Raw genomic sequence first — 17,135 nt, forward strand, 5'->3', positions numbered from 1 at the left:
GGGCCACCGGCGGGATGCCCGTCACCGCTCAGTCCCCGACCCGTACCAGCCCGCTCTCGTAGGCGAAGATCACCGCCTGGATCCGGTCCCGGAGGCCGAGTTTGGTCAGGATCCGGCCGAGGTGGGTCTTCACGGTCGTCTCCCCGACGAAAAGGTGGCCCGCGATCTCGCCGTTGGCCAGTCCCCGGGCCACCAGGGCAAGGACGTCCCGTTCCCGCTCGGTGAGAGCCGCCAGACGGCCACGCTGGGCCGACACGGACGCGGGGGCATGCAGGACGAAACGTTCGACCAGGCGCCGGGTCAACGACGGCGCCACCATGACCTCGCCCCTCAGCACCGCACGGACGGTCACCAGGATCTCCTCGGCGGGGGCGTCCTTGACGAGGAAGCCGTTCGCGCCGGCACGCAGGGCCGCGTAGGCGTATTCATCGAGATCGAAGGTGGTGACGACGAGTATGCGGGGTCCGTCGGGCTGCGCGCAGAGGTGTTCGGTCGCTGCGAGCCCGTCCAGACCGGGCATGCGTACGTCCATCAGGACGAGGTCCGGGTTCAGGGCGGCCACCCCCGCGATCGCCGCGTCGCCGTCGGCGGCCTCGCCCACCACGGTGAGATCGGGCTGGCTGTCGACGACCATGCGCAGCCCCATCCGGATCAGTTCCTGATCGTCGCAGATCAACACCCGGGACGATGACACGGTGCGCTTCGAGGTCGGGATCGGGTCGGTCATGGGGTCGCCCTGGTGGGCTCGGGCCCGCCAAGGCGCAGGGTTGCGGCGACCCGGTAGCCGCCGTCGGGTGTGGGCCCGGCGTCGACGCGCCCGCCGTACAGGGCGGTGCGCTCGCGCATGCCGGTGAGTCCGCGACCGGACGGGAGCAGCGGGGCGGTATGCCCGGCTGCTCCGGCCGAGTTCTCCACCTTGACGCGGACCAGCCGCCCGGGCCCCTGCCTGCCGGTGTCGACCCGCACATGAACCGTGGCGTCCGGCGGCGCGTGCTTGACGACGTTGGTGAGCGCCTCCTGCACGATGCGGTACGTCTGCGCAGTGAGATCCGCCGGAAGACCGCCGTACTCTCCGCGAAGGTGCAGAAGGGCGCGCCTGCCGCTCGTGTCGAGGCGTTCGACCAGCCGCCGCAGATCGGCCGCGAAGTGTTCGGCAGCCACACCGGCGCCTGAGTCGCCGATCGAGGCGTCCGCGCCGGGGGTACGCAGCACCTCCAGCAGCCGGCGCAGTTCGCCCAGTGCCTCACGGCCGGTCGCGCTGATGACGCCTAGCGTGCGATCGACGACGGCGGGGTCGACCTGCCGCATCAGCCGGCCGCCCTCGGCGTTCAGCACCATCACGCTCACACTGTGCGCGAGGACATCGTGGATCTCCCGGGCAATGCGCGCCCGCTCCTCGGCGACGGCGACCCTGGCCAGGGCGAGGCGCTCCGACTCGGCGAGCAGGGCCCGCCGCTCGAACTCGGCGATATAGGCGCGCCGCGCACGGACGTACTCGCCGAACACCCAGGCCCCCGCCAGCAGGAGCCCCACCGCGAGCGGAGTGAGCCAGGCCCCCCGGGCGCCCGGTGGGCCGTAGTCCCGCTGCCACGCGGGAATCCACAGCAGAACACAGCCGGCGGCACAGACCACTGTCGCCGCGGCAGCCATGCGCAGGCCACGCACCGTGAGGGTGGCCAGGACCGCGGCCAGGGCGACGGCGCCGCGTCCCGGTTCCTGTCCCCAGACCTGTCCGAGGTACTGCGCCCAGAACCCGGCTGTCACCAGGGCCGCGACGAGCACCGGCCGACGGCGGCGCCACAACAGGGGCAGCACCAGGGCGATGTAGACGCCCGTCTGCACCCAGACCGGCCGCCACCCCGGCTGGGGGCGGATCACAGGGGGCACGGCAACCAGCACGACCAGCAGCAGGTCCGACAGCCACGGATATCCGCGCCGCAGACGGGACAAGGTCTCGATCAGCTGTTGCACCGCCTCACGCTACGGCTGGGGCCCGCTCCCCTGCATCGTCCTGGCGGGTGTCACGAAGTCCTCCCGCAGTCGTACGGACACCGGCTGGGGATACGACGTGCGGCCACTCGGGACGTTTCCACCATAGGCGCCATGTCGATCACCACCGAGTTCCTCAGACGCCCCCTCATGACCGGTGCCGTAGCAGCCAGTTCACGACGGCTGGCGCACGCCATGACCGAGGGCATGGGCCTGGAGCAGGCCCGGACCGTTGTCGAACTCGGCCCGGGATCCGGGGTGTTCACCGACGCGATCCTCGCCCGGCTCACGCCCGACGCACGACTCGTCGCGATCGAACTCAACCCGGTGCTCGCGGCACGACTGTCGGCCACCCGGCGCGACACGCGCCTGACCGTTATTCGGGGTTCGGCCGCCGAACTGACCGCGACAGTGGGCGAACCGGCCGACGCGGTGGTCTCCGGACTGCCGTGGACGGTCATGCCGCGGGAACAGCGTGGGCACATCCTGGACGCCGTGACCGAAGTCCTCACGCCCGGCGGCCGGTTCACCACCTTCGCCTATCTGCACGCGGCCTGGACTCCGCCCGCCCGCCACCTCACCGCCGAACTCGCCTGCCGCTTCGACCGGCTGGAGCGCTCGAAGGCGGTGTGGGCGAACCTCCCGCCCGCCTTCGTACACCGAGCCACCAAGGAACATTGAGGAACAGAGCGAGCCAGTCTCACATGACCGAAAAGGCGCCCGTCACACCGCGCTCCCGTCGTCCCGACACCATTGCCCGATGGAGCCTTGCAGACCGTTTCCACCTGCCGGCCCGATACTCCCCGGGAGAACGCCGTCAGCGTCCAGAACCACTCCGCTCCCTGAGCCAGACGTAACCGAAACAGGGGTCAACCCGCCGGGAAAGTGGGGATGCCCGTCTCGACGAAGTCTTCGACCAGCAGGTCCGTCCCAGGGATCAGGGTCTCGGAGAAGCACAGCTCCGCGAACGGGAAACCCGGCCCGGCTCTCCTTGGGCGGCCCAGCAAGAACCGGCCGCCGGGCGGATCCATGGGGGGCCGAATTCACCGAAGGCAAAGATACGGTCCCGGCGCTCGTCAATCACGTACTCGATCCGGTCCAGCCGGACGTCGAGCCCCGGGTCGGACGAGTCGTCACATTCCATCGACGCAGGGCCAGTCCCAGCAACCTGTGATCGTTCCCGGTCACAGTACCGGCGAGGGGCGAACTCCAAGGCAGGCATGGTCACAGGCCGATACGGTGCCGTCGAGAGGAGGTCCAGTTCGACCACAAGCCCCTTCGTGCCCGACTGCCGCCACCCGATACACACACTGCGCGCCCCGGCCCCTCCAGGGACTGCGGGGACATCGCAACGCCCTCCACCATGCCGCACCGCCATCGCCGTGCGGATGCCGCCCCAATGGTCCAACGGCACCCGCGGCACCAACGAAAAGGCCCTACGCCGGTGCGCCTCGCGGGAGAAGGGAGTCGCGGCCCCCAGCTGCGGGTGCCGTACGCCGCCATGGCCTGCCGGGGAGCGGCACGCGGTGAGCCAACAGCAGGCCAACTCCCTGTTCCGGGACGGGTGTTACGCCCTCCCCTGCCACGTCCCGGACTCGTCCGGGATCTCGGTGAACGCCTCGATATGGTCCTGAGCCCACCGCCTGAAGGAACGGGCCGGACACCCCGTCACCCTCTCAACGGTGTCCTCCACCCGGGCCTTGGCGCCGGCCTTCTGCCGCTTCGCGCTCGCCAGAAGGGCCTCCACGACCGGAGGCGGCCAGCGTCCGCTCAGCTCGGCACGGGCCTCGTCCGGGGCCAGTTCCTCGAACCGCAGGGAGATGCCGAGCAGTCGGCCCAGCTCACGCGTCTGATCGACGGCGGTCAGGGCCCGCGGTCCGGTCAACGTGTAGGCGTGTCCGGCGTGGCTCTCCTCGGTCAGGGCCCGTACCGCGACCTCGGCGATGTCGCGGGGGTCGACGCAGGCGTTGGGCGACGTCCCGTACAGCGCGCGGACGGTCCGCTCGCGGCGGACACGGGCGGCCCAGGACAGGGAGTTGGACATGAACGCCCGCGGGCGCAGCAGGGTCCATTGCAGGCCACAGCCGCGCAGCAGGTCCTCGTTGGCGCGCTGCCGGCGGGTGATCAGATCGTCGGCCCCAAGGTCCAGGACAGCCGCCGCGGAGAGTTTCACCACCCGCCGTACCCCGGCGGCGCGGGCGGCCGAGAGGAAGCGGGCATCGTCGTCGCCGTCGACTCGCGTGGTGACGAGAAACGCCGTGCGTACTCCCTGCAGGGCCCGGGCCAGCGACGGCGGGTCCGCGTAGTCCCCGACAACCGCTTCCACCCCCCGAAACAGCCCCACGGCCTTCGCCTGGTCCCTGGTCATGAACCGCACGCGCAGGTCCGCGGGCAGGCCGCGGACCACTTCCCGCCCCACCGTCCCCGTCGCGCCCGTCACCAGAATCACCGGGCCCTCCCCCGCGCCCGGCCCGCCACGGCCCCGCCGTCCATCGTCAACCAACCCTCCACGCCTCCATCTCTCTACACACCCACCACTTTTGCCGCTTTACTGAAGATTCTCACGCTTCTCCCTTTTCCTGCTCGCCAAGCCTGCCGGGACGGGGACGACTCGGACGCGGCAAGAGCGGATACGCGGGTCGCCTTCAAGCCGCCAGGCATCGGGCATCGGGACCGTCACAGCGCCAGCATCTCTCGATAAAACAGCACGGACGGTTTGTCCATGTTCGAAGGGCACTCCGGCACCAGGGAGCACACGGATTCGGCCACCCAAGCCACCCCGGGGACCGTCACCATGCCGGAGTCCCCCGCAGTGGTCGACACGCGCATGCCAGCCCGGGCACTCCCGCGCTTGGGCGGCGCGACCTGAGAGGTGCTCGCCGCTACACCACTCGGCGTGACACCACCCGACCCGGACCGACGACGGCGAGCAACGCCTGGAGGTAGTCCGCCGAGTGGAGCCGCGTCGATCCAAGAGTGGCTCACATCCTGCCCGATTGCCCTTGCCGAACCTCCATCGAACCCGGCGAGACGCAACACACGGCACAGCAACGCGAGTTACATGAGGAGACCGGGCCCACGCTCGGCGGGACGCGGCCTCAGGCGCGGCATCAGAGGGGTGTCGCGCCCGGGTTTGCACGCGGCCATGACGACACGATTGAGGACTCTTTCCTCTTCCTCACCTGTGAGTCCGGTCCGTGATGCCGGGTCCCCCGGACGAGGAATCTGGCGACGCCGAGGTGGCTGCGAGACGCTCGGCGTGGGCAGCGACCGCCTCACGGTCTCCTCCGAGTGGTTCACCTTCACCGTCGGCCGGGCCCGCCGAGCGTCCGACCGGCTGGTCGATGCCACCCTTGACGGCCAGATCTCAGTCTTACGCGGACTGATCGTGAACCGGAGGCCACATCACGCCAACAGGAGGCCACATCACCCCCATCGGCCACGCCTGGTCCACCTGACGAAAGCCCCCGCGGCCCGGCAACCGACACGGCGGAACGGCTCAACGGCGACCGCAGCGCCGTAGACTATACGAACTGGACGGTATTTTTAACGGACGGGTTCCCGACCCGTGACGAAAGGGGCCCGCACATGCCAGAGCCCAAACAGGACCGGGCCATTCGCACCCGCCACACCATCCTCATGGCCGCAGCCGCCGTCTTCGAAGAGCGTGGCTACCAAGCCGCCACCATCAGCGAGATCCTCACCACCGCGAACGTGACCAAAGGCGCCCTCTACTTCCACTTCAGCTCAAAAGAACAACTCGCCCTGGGCGTCCTCGCCGGACAGGACCAGTCACTCGTCGTCCCCGAACGCCCCTGCAAAATCCAGGAACTCATCGACACCACGATGCTCCGCGCCTACCGCCTCCAGACCGACCCCCTCGTCCGTGCCGGCGTCCGTCTCACCCTCGACCAGCGCGCCGACGGCCTCGACCGCACCGGTCCCTTCCAGCACTGGACCGCCGTCACCAACGAGCTTCTCGACAAGGCCCGGAAACAAGGCGAACTCCTCCCCCACGTCGACCCCACCGAGACCGCTCAGGTGCTCGTCGGCGCCCTCACCGGCGTCCAAGCCATGTCGCAGGCAACCTCCAACTACCAAAACCTCTCCACCAGCGTTTCGGCTCTCCTCCGCCACACCCTCCCCTCGATCGTCCACTCCTCGGTCCTCACCTCCCTCGACCTCACCCCCCAACGCGGCCACGCCATTCACACCGAGACCACGGCAGCCGCGGCACCGACCGAGCCGACAACGGTCCTGGTTCCGAACGCAGTTGGGTGACGGCCGCGTCTCGGGCAACCGGTCGCGGACGAATTCCGGTTCGTAAGTCGTCGGCGACAGGGCATGGTGATGCAGTGAGCGACGACAACACGACCGCACCGGCCCCGCAACCGACCTCGGAGGAGAACCGGCACGCCAGTTGGTTGGAACTGTTCTTCGACCTGGTCGCCGTGGCGGGTGTGGCGCAGATCGCGCATCTGCTGCACGGTGTGCCGGACGTGTCCGACCTGGGCCTGTACGCGCTGCTGTTCCTGGCCTTCTGGACGGCTTGGATCTGCTTCACCCTGTACGCGAACGTGGCCTACGAGAACACCCACGTCCGTACGGTGCTGGCCGCGATGTTCGGCATGGCCGTCATGGCCGCGGCGGTGTCGGGGGTGCACGAGGGGGACGACCGGCACGCGCGGGTGTTCGCCCTCGCCTACGTCCTGATCCGGGTCCTGGCGAGCCGGGCCTGGCAGCACCGTCGTGAGGTCCTTGTCGACTGGCCGGCCGCTCAGATGTCGCTCGGCGTGATCCCGTGGATCGTCTCGCTCTGGGCGCACGACCCGATGCGCTACTGGCTCTGGGCCCTGGGAATCGCCCTTGACCTGTACGTCACGTTCGCGGTCTCCGCACGCGACATCGTCGAGCACCAGGAGGCCCGGGAACGTCACGACAGCCGAACCGCCCGGCGCGATTCCGCACGGGGCACGTCGCTCGCGCGGTCGCAGACGGAGCACCTGAGCGAGCGGCTCGGCCTCTTCGTCATCATCGTGCTGGGTGAGGGCGTCGCCCAGGTGGTCGAAGCCACGTCGGACGCGGAGTGGGACAAGAAGCTGTACTCGCTCGCCGTCGCGGCGTTCTTCCTGCTGGCCACGCTGTGGGCGTTGTCCTTCGGGCACGGCTATGCGGGGGTGCCGCACCTGGCGGCAGGGGTGCTGCCCGCCCGTGCGGCGCTGCCCCTGCACTGTTTCGTGTCCGGTTGCCTCGCCGCCCTGGCCGCCGCGCTGGGAGCCGCGGCCGAGCACCTGGAGACGCTGCCGGACGCCACCCGGTGGCTGCTGTGCTCGTCGCTGGCCGGGTACTTCCTGCTCAGCGGGCTTGCCTGGCTCGGCCGAGCCGGGCGGGAGCGGCCGTGGCTGCTGTCCGTGGCCCTCCCTTGCTGCGTCCTGCCCCTGCTGCTGGCGGTGTTCGGCGCGCATCTCGGCACGGTGACCGTGGTCTGGCTGCTCGTCCTGATCACCCTGTGGCCGATCCTCTACGAGCGACGGGCGACGAAGCCGGCCAAGAGGGCGGTGCGGACCGGGACTTGAGCCCTGGGGCGAGGTTGTACCGGTGGCGTGGACTCGGGCAGGCTGGCTTCCCCGTCGCAGGAGGAGCGCGACGACCGGAAGGAGTCACGAGCATGATCGACTGGGTGCCTCTCCGTACCGGAGCACGGCCTGTCCCCTCGCCCTTGGCCACGCCACTGGTCTGGGCCGCGGCGTCCGGCGGCGCGTTGGTGCTGGTGGCACTGCTCAATGCGCTGATAGGTACCGATCGGCCCTCTCCGGCGCTGGCCGCGCTGTCCCTGCTATCGGTGCTGCTCGGCCTGTGTGCCCGCTTCACGGCGGCTCCCGGCACCGCGGTGCTGTGCTGGCTCTTCCTGAACGGCTTCGCCGTCCCGCCCGCCGGCACCCTCACCTGGGCCGGACACCGTGACGCGTTCTGGCTCGCCTGCCTGTTCACCGCGGCCCTGCTGGGCACGGCCCTGGCCCGGCTCCTGCACGCCCGAGCCGCCTACCGACGTCTCAGCACGGACATCGTCGGCCCAACACAGACCGGATCGTGAACGGCGTGGCCGCTCGCCGGGCCATACCATCGCGCGGCTGCCCAGGGCGCCCTCTCCGAGCAGGCCACTCGGTCGGGTGACGGCCGACGCCATCGTCACTGCTCACCGAACCGAAAAGAGCCGTTTCCGGGCTGCCTGGCCAGATCCCTCCTATCGTGGAACGACACAGTGACCCTCGGCGTCGAAACGGGCAGACCATGCAGGATCCGGAGATCGACTATGAGGCGGTCTTCCGCGACCTGCCCGGCATGGTGGCGCTGCTCACCCCCGAGCTGATCTACCTCGATGCCAACGAGGACTTCGAGCGCCTGTCGGGACGCAAACGCGAGGAGCTGATCGGCCGCTACATCTTCGACGTCTTCCCCGAGAACCCCAAGGATCCGGCGGCGGCCGGCATGCGCGAGACCCGGGAGTCGATGCTGCGCGCGGCGACCACCGGCGAGCGCGACACCATGGCCCTGCTCCGCTACGACATCGAGGACCCGCTGCGGCCCGGCCGATGGGTGGAGCACTTCTGGAGCCCCGTCAACGCGCCCGTCCGGGGCAAGGACGGCGAGGTGACGCTGATCGTCCACCGGGTGGAGGAGGTCACCGAGTTCGTCCGGGCCATCGGCGGCCGGGCCGGCGACAGCCGGGCCCGGGTACTGGAAGCCGAGCTGTACACCCGGGCGCGTGAGCTGCAGGAGGTGAACGAGCGGCTGCGCAGGGCACACGCCCATGAGCGCGAGGTGGCCCTGACCCTGCAGGCGGCGATGCTGCCCCCGCCGCGACCGGTCGGCCACCACCGGGCGGCCGTCCGCTACCGGCCCGCCGTGGACGCCCTGAACGTCTGCGGCGACTGGTACGACCTCGTCGACCTGCCCGACGGCGGAATGGCGGTCGCCGTCGGCGACGTCGTCGGGCACGGTCTGGCGGCCGCCTGCGCCATGGGCCAACTGCGCAGCGCCCTGAGCGCGGCCTGCCGGGTCGCCGACGGGCCGGGCTCCGCCCTGGAGGCCCTCGGTCTCTACGCCCGTTTCGTCGAGGGCGCCGAGTCCGCCACGGCGGTGACGACGTTCATCGACTGGGACGACCACACCATCACCTACAGCTGCGCGGGCCATCCTCCCCCGGCCCTGCTCGACCCCGACGGCACGGTGACCTTCCTCGACCAGGCCACGGATCCGCCCCTGGGCGCCAGACCCGAGCATGTCGGCCGGCCGCAGACGAGCCTCCCCTTCGCCGAGGGGGCCACCCTCGTGCTGTACACCGACGGACTGATCGAGCGTCGTACGGAGGACATCGACCACGGTCTGGCCCGCCTCGCCGACTCCCTCGCCCACCACCGACACGCGGAACCCGAGCCCCTCGCCGACGCCCTCCTCACCGACCTGCTCCCGGCCGAGGGCAACACCGACGACACGGCCCTGATCGTCCTGCGTCTGTGACGCCGGTCTCGCCCGACGCCGTACCCGAGGCATGTCGGAATCGAACGCTGTCGATCCGGTCGGCGCCCCGGCCTGACCGGCAGCTCAGGTCCCCGCTCGTTCTGCCTGCCGTGGCGTCCCGTCAGTTTCCCGTTTCCGGTGCCTGAGTCATCCTCGGTTCCCGCTGTTCGGCGGGCAGTTCCTGTTGGACTCCGCGTCGCAGCCGAACAGGGCGACGACGAAGACGATGGCCATGATGACGCTCATGCCGAGCAGCACCGAGCGGGTTGCCTCGGCCACGTCCAGCCGGACGAAGTGCGGATTGGACGCGGTGCCACCACTGCTGCCCTGTCCTGAACTCAGCTGGGAGATCGACTTGGCCTCCCGGCTCGCCGCATCGTGGTCCATTCCCTGCGTGGTCAGGGTCCGGGTGATCCGTGACCGCAGTACGGAGGCGAAGATCTTGCCGAGGACGGCCAGGCCCAGGCTGAAGCGGCAGTTGCGCACGGTCTGCGTGACTCCGGCCGCTTCGCCGTAGGAAAGCTGGGGTACGCGGTTGGCCGCTTCGGTGTTGGCCTGTCCCAGCATCAGTCCCATTCGTGCTTGCGTGAGCACGATGCACCACACGATGTGGCTCTCGCTCAGCGCGATCACCCGGCACGCCCACAGGAAGTAGCCGACGCAGGACAGTGCGCCGCCCAGCACCACGGGCCGCTTGGCGCCGATGCGGCGGAGCATCCGTCCGCCGATCCACGCGGCCACCACGAAGCCGAGGAAGAAGTAGAGCAGGTCGAGGCTGGCCGCGGGGGCCTTCTTCCCGACGGCGACCTCGGCGTACACGCTCGTGAATAAGGACACCGGCACGAAGGCTGCCATGGCCACGCCCAGGACGATGTTCTGCACGGGGAAGGCCCGGTCGCGGAAGGGTTCGACGTCCAGCAGTCGATGGGTCGTTCGCCCTTCGACGGGGCCGAAGACCACCAGCAGCAGGCCCACGACTCTGCAGAATCATGTCGCCGCGGAGTGCCGACCCCACAGGTAGGACTTCCCAATCAGGAAGTCAAGCGGCCATGGTGATTGGTGGTGCCGCCTGATAACACGCTCCGTCGCGGATCCTGGCCCACAGGAGATTGGCTCTGCGGCGGGCGAGCGAGAGCACAGCCTGCTTGTGCCCCTTGCCTTCGACGCGCTTGCGCTCGTAGTACGCCCGCGATGCGGGACACGATCGCAGGCTGGCCATGGAGGAGAGGGAGAAGGCGCGCAGGAGCCCGCGGTGGTAACGGCGTGGTCGGCGCATGTTTCCGCTGACGCGGCCGGAGTCGCGCGGCACGAGGGACAGGCAAGCGAACGCGGCCAGCCGGTCGGCCGTGCAGAAGGCTTCGATATCGCCGCCGGTGGCGGCGATGAACGTGGCCCCGAGCATGGCACCCATGCCGGGCAGGCTGCGGATCACCTCGGCAGACGGGTGCTCGTGAAGCCGGATTTCGATGAGTGTGTCGAGCTCGGCGATCTCCTCTTCGAGAACCAACACCCCCTTCGCGAGACTGGCCGCCATCGAGGCGCCCAGCGTCTCGCCGGGCAGCGCGGTGTGCTGGAACTGGGCCCCCTCGACGACAGCCCGGGCGAGCGAGGCAACGCCGCTGACCTTGTGGTTCTTCAGCCAGGTCTCGATGCGCTTGGCACCGCTACGGCGGATCGCGGCCGGCGTCCGGTAGCCGGTCAGCAGCAGGACCAGGCCCTTGTTCGTCAGGCTCAGCACTCGCTCCAAGGCCGGGCAGATCTCCAGGAGTTGTTCACGGAGCCGGTTGAGCTGACGGGTGCGGTCGTTGACCAGGTCGGTGCGGCGCCTGACCAGAATCTTGAGGTCGACGGCTGTCTCGTCGCCTGGCCGAAGCACGCCAGGGTCCTTGCGCATGCGGGCCTGGGCGGCGATGACGAAGGCGTCTTTGGCATACGTCTTGCCCCGGCCCCGGTAGGCGGCCGACGCCTGGTGAACAGCAAGGCCGGTGAGATGGACCATCGGCTGATCGGGGCTGAGCAACAGACCGATGAGCAGGGCGGCTCCGCCGAGGTTGATGTCCACCGCCCCCAACGCGTCCTCGGAAAAGGCGAGTACGTCGCCTATCAGCTCCAGCAGCGCGGTCTCGTCGTTCAGGACCCGCCGCGACAACAGGCGTTCGCCCTGCGCGTCGATCACCACGCAGTGGTGGTGTTCCTTGCCGATGTCCACTCCGGCCCAGATCTCGGGCACGGTCACCGCCGCCAGCTCGTCGTCCAGATGCGGCCCAGCAGACGACCTCGCCGACGTTGTCCTACACAGCGATCAAGTCGCGTATCCCCATTAGCGGTCGAGTCGTCGCAGGGCTCCGGGCGGCCAAGTCATTTGAGCCATCCAGCGGCGACAAGCTGACAGCCATACCCGGAACCCCTGGGCCCGACGATCCTACGAAGGACCGCCTCAGACCCACGCTTGGAAGGTAGGACAAGCCAATCTCAATATGTCCACGAGCTGGGTCCACAGGGAGGCATAAAACGTGGCTTGACGGGCTACAAGCTCGACCGAGGCAGGAACGCCAAGATCCTCCACAAGCGAGCCGAAGTCCTCAAGTGGCTGGAGCAACAGAAGGTCTGCTAATGGATGTTCCGACTCGCAGATCCTCAACACCGACGCCGACGCTGGTCCGTGTGCGCCTGACCCGGCTACGAGGGCAGCGCGCGGGTGAGGCCGAGTCTCAGATGTGCCCGGCCCGTGCAACCCCCGCCTGCTCATCCAGCGACGCCCCGAGCGACATCGCCGCCCGATCAGCCCTTCTCCGACCGGATCACGGCAACGGGGCAGTCCGCGCGGTGCAGTGCAGCCCAGCTGACCGTGCCCAGCAGCGCACCCGCGAGGCGGTCCCGGTTTCGCGAGCCGACCACGACGAGTTGTGCTCGGCTGCTCGCCTCGACGAGTGCCCGGCAGAGCCCGCCCCGGACGGGGACTCGGGCACGGTGCGTGGTGACGTCCGGGTACTTCTCGCTCAGCACGGACAGAGCGGCGGCGAAGCCGTTGTGCGATCGGCTGTTCCACACGGTCGTCCTGGCCAGCACGACCAGGTCTGCGCCACGGGACGACGCCTCGGCGTAGGCGAACTCCGCCGCAGCCCGGGCCTCCTGTGTGTGGCCGCCGGCCAGCACGACGGCGCCGGACGGGTCCGGCCTGCCTCGCACCACCAGCACCGGTGAACGTCCATGGGCTGCCAACTTCCCGGCCACCGAGCCGGCTCGCAGTGAGCCGGACCTGCCCGGCGGACTGCTGCCCACCACGATAAGAGACGCCTCACGGGATCCGGACTCCAGCACCGTCACGGGGGAACCCATGAGGACTTCGTGCGTCACACGGACATGGGGCGCAGCGCTAAGGGCCCATCGTTCGGCCTCGGTCAACGCGCCCCTCACCACGCGGCACGCCCCGGCCCCACCCTGGTCCCAGGGTGGAACACCGGACGGCACATGAGCCGACGACCACTCGAAGGCGTGCGCCAACCGGAGCTCCACCCCTAACCGCTCGGCCTCGCGCGCCGCGGCCTCCACCGCCGCCATACCCGACTGCGAGCCATCGACTCCTACCACGACCGGGCCGCTCATGACGGTCCTCCCTTCCCCTAGCGCAGTCTCAGAACCTTGGCGCCTCGCTCAGCGGTTCACCGACGGGCGGCCTCGTGCCGCCGAATCCACAACCTTGCGGCGTCGGGCTCGGCGGCCCCGATCCTGCTTCCCAGGTCTCAAGACTCTCCTTGGGCGCGGCACCCCGACAGGGCCGGATGGGTCCCTGACGCACGCCGTCCGGCCCTGTCACCCGATTCCATCCGGTCGCAGCAAGCCCCCGCCGCCGACTTGAACTCGACAGCGCGGCAGCCCTGTTGCCCGTCGTCACCCAGTGGGGACGACGACCACGGGGCAGTGCGCGTGGTGCAGGAGGGTGTGCGCGGCCGACCCCAGGTGACCGCCGTGTCGGCTGCTCGACCGGTGCGATCCGATGACCACGACGACGCCATCCCGGGTGGCCTCCACCAAGGCGTGCGCCGGGGTGGTACGGGACGTCCGGCTCGCCACCGCCACCCTCGGGAGGCCCTCCTGTCCCGGCCTCGTCACCGGTATCAGTGAGGGCAGTTCGGGGGTCGGGTGCCGGTGCGTCCCGGAGCGCAGCACACGAAGGTGTGCACCTCGCCGCTGCGCCTCGTCAACGGCGTAGAGGGCCGCCTCTGTGTCTGTATCGGCCGCTACGCCGAGCAGCACATCGCGGTGGTCGTCGTGTGGGCGTTCCCCGCGTACGACCAGCAGCGGACCGTGCGCCTGCGTGGCGAGCCGGGAGGTCACCGCGCCGCACACGAGACCGGTCAGTCCGCCGAGTCCCCGAGTACCGATGACCGTGAGAACCGCGTCCGCGCTCTCGCGGGCCAACGCCCGCACGACGCCGTCCTCCACCGCTCTGGTCTCCACGGGCACCGCGGGGTGCCGTTCACGCACGCGCGAGGCCGCGGACCCGAAAACCGGACCGGCCTCGTCGCGGTCGGGCACGGCGTACACCACGCGCAGCGCGATGCCGCGTCGTGCCGCTTCCTCCGCGGCCTGGTCCAATGCCCGTACGGAGATCAGTGAGCCGTCCATTCCGACGACCACGTGTGGGTCAGTCATGGGCCTGCTTCCCTTCTGCGTGCTCAGGGTGTGCCCAGGACCTGTGCCTGGTGCAGGAGGCGCCGCAAGGCGGGTCCGCGGTTGACCAGGGGTGCCACCCGGCGATCCGGGCCGGAGTGCCTCCACCGACGATGCTCGTCGTCCGCCGACCCGCGGGGCAGGAGCCATGAGTACCCGTCAGAACGCCGAACGGCCCCTTGGAACAGGGCCGTTCGGCTTGCCATGCAGGGAGGGAGAAAGGTCGTCCGCCCTATGTGGGCCGGACGACGACGGCTCCGTCACACGGTGATCCGACGTCCCGTGACCGCCTGCATGTCGATCCGCACCCATAGTTCGCGCTCGCCTCCCGCCCACGGCCTGCTGTGGGCACCGTCCGCGAGCCGGCGTGCCTCGCCGGAGTCGGCCACCGCCCGCCCATGCCCCCGCACGAGCACGCTCCAGCCCCGGCTGAACGCGTCGTCGATGCGGTCCACCTCGAAGGCCACCCGACGGCCGACGGCCAGTGAAGGCGTCGCACCGGAGGCTGTCCGGAACACGATCGCGTCGTCGACGACGCTGTAGTTGACCGGCACGACGACAGGTCCCGAATCGGTCGATACCGCGATTCTCCCGACCCCGTGCGTGCCGAGCAGGGACCTGCACTCGCCCGCGCCCAGCTCCGTGAACTCGGGGCTGCGAGCGGCCTGTTCGAGCCCTGGCGGCAGATCGACGGCTCCGCCGGCGAGTTCCGACACCGTGGTCTCCAGAACATCGGCCAGGCCGAGGAGCGTGCCCCTGCCCGGTGCGGCACCGGGATGCTCCTCCAGGTACTTCAGATAGCTGGGCGCCATGCCCGCCCGGGTGGCTGCCTCCGGGAGGGTCAGGCCCAGTTGTACGCGCCTGGTGGCGAGGCGGCGACCCAGGTCGCCCAGGGGGCTTTCCGCCGGCGTACCGGTGTCGGTCCGTGTCCGTTCGGGCATGGTCATCACGTCCCTCGACTTGCTGATGGTCAGGGCGGGTTCTCGGCTGCCAGTACGAGTCCGGCGTCCCATCGTGCCGGGTTCGCCCCGCACATCCAGCGTGGCCTGCGTGCGAGGCGGACCGCTTGGGCCGGTCGGGCCATCGTCCCGACCGGACGGACCCTGCCGGGCGCGGCACGTACCGGGACCTGCCTGGCCCCACCTCCAGGGACCGATCGGCCCTTCCGTACGGACTTCCACTGCGGCTTTGATCTCACCATGACCGAAAACCACACGAGGTCCGCACCATCGCGCACCGTACGCAGCATCGACGGGGCGACCGTCGTGACGTGGCACGGCGAGGTCGACCTCGTGACGGCGATCCCGCTGGCGTCCCGCCTCGACGCCCTGACCTCGGGTCCGCACCCCGATCTGGTGCTCGACCTGCGGTCCGTGTCCTTCATCGACTGCTCCGGGCTCGGTGTCCTGTGCCGGGCCCGGACCCGGGTCCTGGCCCGGAACGGCCGGCTGCGGCTGGTCACCGGCAGCGGCGACTTCCTGCGGCTCCTGCGGGTCACCGGCTTGGACGGAGTGTTCGAGGTGCACCCGCACCTGCCGTCTGCTGGCGGCGAACGGCCCCGCCCCCTGCCGGGAACCAGTCCCGAGCGGCCCTCCGGCAACGCTTCGTCGGCCCAAGCGACCGCGTGACCAGGGCTGCCACCTCCACGGCGCGCTGACCACCGCACCTCCGCGTCCCGTAGAGGCAGCCGTCGAGGGCGGCTTGCTGGGCGCCTCTGCCGGGCTCTGTCCGGCCGAGAACCAAGCCCGAACCGAACAGCTCACCACTGGCTGAAGTCAGGTGCTGTCGCCGAGCATCCGTCACACTCCAGATTTTCGAACAGACGACCCGGTTCCGTTACCTGAAACCCGTCGGCCCGCTGACGCGGCCCACCGTCTGCCCCCGTGCCCCCGCGCCCGGAGGACGACCACACAGGCAGGGCACCAGAGCCCGCACCCAGTGAACCATTCCGCGGACCCCGATCCCTCGTCCTCCGGCCCACTCAAGTGGGGCGAACTTCCGCACGCCCCAGGCGCGGTGAGGACGATCCCGCGTGAGGTCTCGTGCCAGCGAAGACACGGGTCCTCGCGACAGGCGGCCGCCGCCATCGCCGACGAAGGGCGGCGGCCGCCACACTCACTGTTCCCAGGCGCTGCTTCAACTGACCGTCCCCGCAAGCGATGCACGGCACCTCCCACTCGGTGCCCCGTCTCATGACGTTCCACCTCCTCTCACAGCCCGCGCAGCCAGTCGTCGCTCACGCCGTGCAGTGCGTGCTCGTCGGCCCGCACCCGTGCGTCGTCCAGCCGGTGGGTGAGTTTGTCGACCACAGCGACCACGCCGTCGATCTGGCGGGTCATCGAGACGGCGATATCCGTCTCACTCCTGCGCTCCAGCTGGCCGGTGAGGGTGACAACCCCTTCCGTCACGGAGACGTCTATGCCGTGGGGCGGCACCCACAGGGTGCGCCCGAGCACGTCCTGGACGACCTCTTCATGGATCTCCGAGTCGGGCCGCAGGAAGACCTGGAGCAGGTCGCGGCGGGTGACGATGCCGACCAGCCGGTCCGCCTCGTCGAGAATCGGCAGCCGCTCGACGCGATGCTGGGCCATGGTCCGGGCGGCCTCGACGATGGTGTCGTCGGCGTGCACGGTGACCGGCGGCTCGGTCATCAGCCGACCTGCCGTACGGGCCTCGGTCTTCGTGGTCTGCTGCCGACCGCCGCGTGTCAGCGCGGCGAACCGCCGACGGCGTGGGGGTTCGTAGGGGTCGGGGGTCGTCGCCTGACGGACCATGAGGTCCGTTTCGGAGATGACCCCGATCACCTTGTCGTCCTCGTCGACGACGGGCAGTCCGCTGATCCGGTGGGCGGCGAGCAGTCTCGCCACCTCCTTGAACGGGGTGCCGTATTCGGCTCGGACGACGTCACTGGTCATCACGGAGCCGACCTTGTTGTGCTTCATGGCTGATTC

Annotated in this window: 15 protein-coding genes; 6 read left to right on the top strand and 9 right to left on the bottom strand. The window is 69.9% G+C overall.

Annotation, left to right across the window (positions count from 1 at the left end; genetic code table 11):
- Positions 1-28: 28 nt before the first annotated feature.
- Both OG226_RS03410 and OG226_RS03415 read right to left on the bottom strand, forming a co-directional pair.
- Positions 29-727 (bottom strand): response regulator transcription factor, encoded by a 699-nt coding sequence (locus tag OG226_RS03410; RefSeq protein ID WP_329347825.1) that lies wholly within the window; start codon positions 725-727, stop codon positions 29-31.
- Positions 724-1,971: a sensor histidine kinase gene (locus OG226_RS03415; protein WP_329347826.1), complete on the bottom strand. Its 1,248-nt coding sequence runs from the start codon at positions 1,969-1,971 to the stop codon at positions 724-726. The genes OG226_RS03410 and OG226_RS03415 overlap by 4 nt, the downstream gene beginning before the upstream one ends.
- Before the next feature lie 132 nt (positions 1,972-2,103).
- Here OG226_RS03415 and OG226_RS03420 point away from each other — a divergent pair, with 132 nt between their 5' ends.
- Positions 2,104-2,670 (top strand): class I SAM-dependent methyltransferase, encoded by a 567-nt coding sequence (locus OG226_RS03420; RefSeq protein WP_329347827.1) that lies wholly within the window; start codon positions 2,104-2,106, stop codon positions 2,668-2,670.
- Between the two features lie 886 nt (positions 2,671-3,556).
- On the opposite strand, the gene OG226_RS03430 is transcribed toward OG226_RS03420, so the two are convergent.
- Entirely contained in the window at positions 3,557-4,438 is an 882-nt protein-coding gene (locus tag OG226_RS03430; RefSeq protein ID WP_329347828.1) for an NAD(P)H-binding protein, read from the bottom strand.
- Between the two features lie 1,139 nt (positions 4,439-5,577).
- Here OG226_RS03430 and OG226_RS03435 point away from each other — a divergent pair.
- The 4 genes from OG226_RS03435 (at position 5,578) to OG226_RS03450 (ending at position 9,510) form a co-directional block, all read left to right on the top strand.
- Positions 5,578-6,270, top strand: a complete 693-nt coding sequence (locus tag OG226_RS03435) for a ScbR family autoregulator-binding transcription factor (protein ID WP_329347829.1) — start codon at positions 5,578-5,580, stop codon at positions 6,268-6,270.
- A 74-nt stretch (positions 6,271-6,344) separates the two neighbouring features.
- Positions 6,345-7,565: a low temperature requirement protein A gene (locus tag OG226_RS03440; protein ID WP_329347830.1), complete on the top strand. Its 1,221-nt coding sequence runs from the start codon at positions 6,345-6,347 to the stop codon at positions 7,563-7,565.
- Positions 7,566-7,657: 92 nt separating this feature from the next.
- Positions 7,658-8,083: a hypothetical protein gene (locus OG226_RS03445; protein ID WP_329347831.1), complete on the top strand. Its 426-nt coding sequence runs from the start codon at positions 7,658-7,660 to the stop codon at positions 8,081-8,083.
- 197 nt (positions 8,084-8,280) lie between these two features.
- Positions 8,281-9,510: a PP2C family protein-serine/threonine phosphatase gene (locus OG226_RS03450; protein ID WP_329347832.1), complete on the top strand. Its 1,230-nt coding sequence runs from the start codon at positions 8,281-8,283 to the stop codon at positions 9,508-9,510.
- A gap of 147 nt (positions 9,511-9,657) precedes the next feature.
- On the opposite strand, the gene OG226_RS03455 is transcribed toward OG226_RS03450, so the two are convergent.
- From OG226_RS03455 to OG226_RS03475, 5 genes are all read right to left on the bottom strand, one after another.
- Positions 9,658-10,485, bottom strand: coding sequence for a hypothetical protein (locus tag OG226_RS03455; RefSeq protein WP_329347833.1), 828 nt, complete (start codon positions 10,483-10,485; stop codon positions 9,658-9,660).
- Positions 10,486-10,549: 64 nt separating this feature from the next.
- The gene (locus OG226_RS03460; RefSeq protein WP_329353310.1) at positions 10,550-11,740 is read right to left on the bottom strand and encodes an IS110 family transposase; all 1,191 of its coding nucleotides are present in this window, start codon (positions 11,738-11,740) and stop codon (positions 10,550-10,552) included.
- A gap of 551 nt (positions 11,741-12,291) precedes the next feature.
- Positions 12,292-13,116, bottom strand: a complete 825-nt coding sequence (locus tag OG226_RS03465; RefSeq protein ID WP_329347834.1) for a universal stress protein — start codon at positions 13,114-13,116, stop codon at positions 12,292-12,294.
- A gap of 285 nt (positions 13,117-13,401) precedes the next feature.
- Positions 13,402-14,166: a universal stress protein gene (locus OG226_RS03470; RefSeq protein ID WP_329347835.1), complete on the bottom strand. Its 765-nt coding sequence runs from the start codon at positions 14,164-14,166 to the stop codon at positions 13,402-13,404.
- A 278-nt stretch (positions 14,167-14,444) separates the two neighbouring features.
- Positions 14,445-15,125: a helix-turn-helix domain-containing protein gene (locus tag OG226_RS03475; protein ID WP_329347836.1), complete on the bottom strand. Its 681-nt coding sequence runs from the start codon at positions 15,123-15,125 to the stop codon at positions 14,445-14,447.
- Between the two features lie 258 nt (positions 15,126-15,383).
- Here OG226_RS03475 and OG226_RS03480 point away from each other — a divergent pair, with 258 nt between their 5' ends.
- Positions 15,384-15,812, top strand: a complete 429-nt coding sequence (locus tag OG226_RS03480; protein WP_329347837.1) for an STAS domain-containing protein — start codon at positions 15,384-15,386, stop codon at positions 15,810-15,812.
- 582 nt (positions 15,813-16,394) lie between these two features.
- On the opposite strand, the gene OG226_RS03485 is transcribed toward OG226_RS03480, so the two are convergent.
- Positions 16,395-17,126 carry a CBS domain-containing protein gene (locus OG226_RS03485; protein ID WP_329347838.1) on the bottom strand — a complete coding sequence of 244 codons (732 nt, stop codon included), beginning with the start codon at positions 17,124-17,126 and terminating at the stop codon, positions 16,395-16,397.
- Positions 17,127-17,135: the final 9 nt, after the last annotated feature.

The sequence above is a fragment of the Streptomyces sp. NBC_01261 genome (assembly GCF_036226385.1).
Lineage (GTDB): Bacteria > Actinomycetota > Actinomycetes > Streptomycetales > Streptomycetaceae > Streptomyces.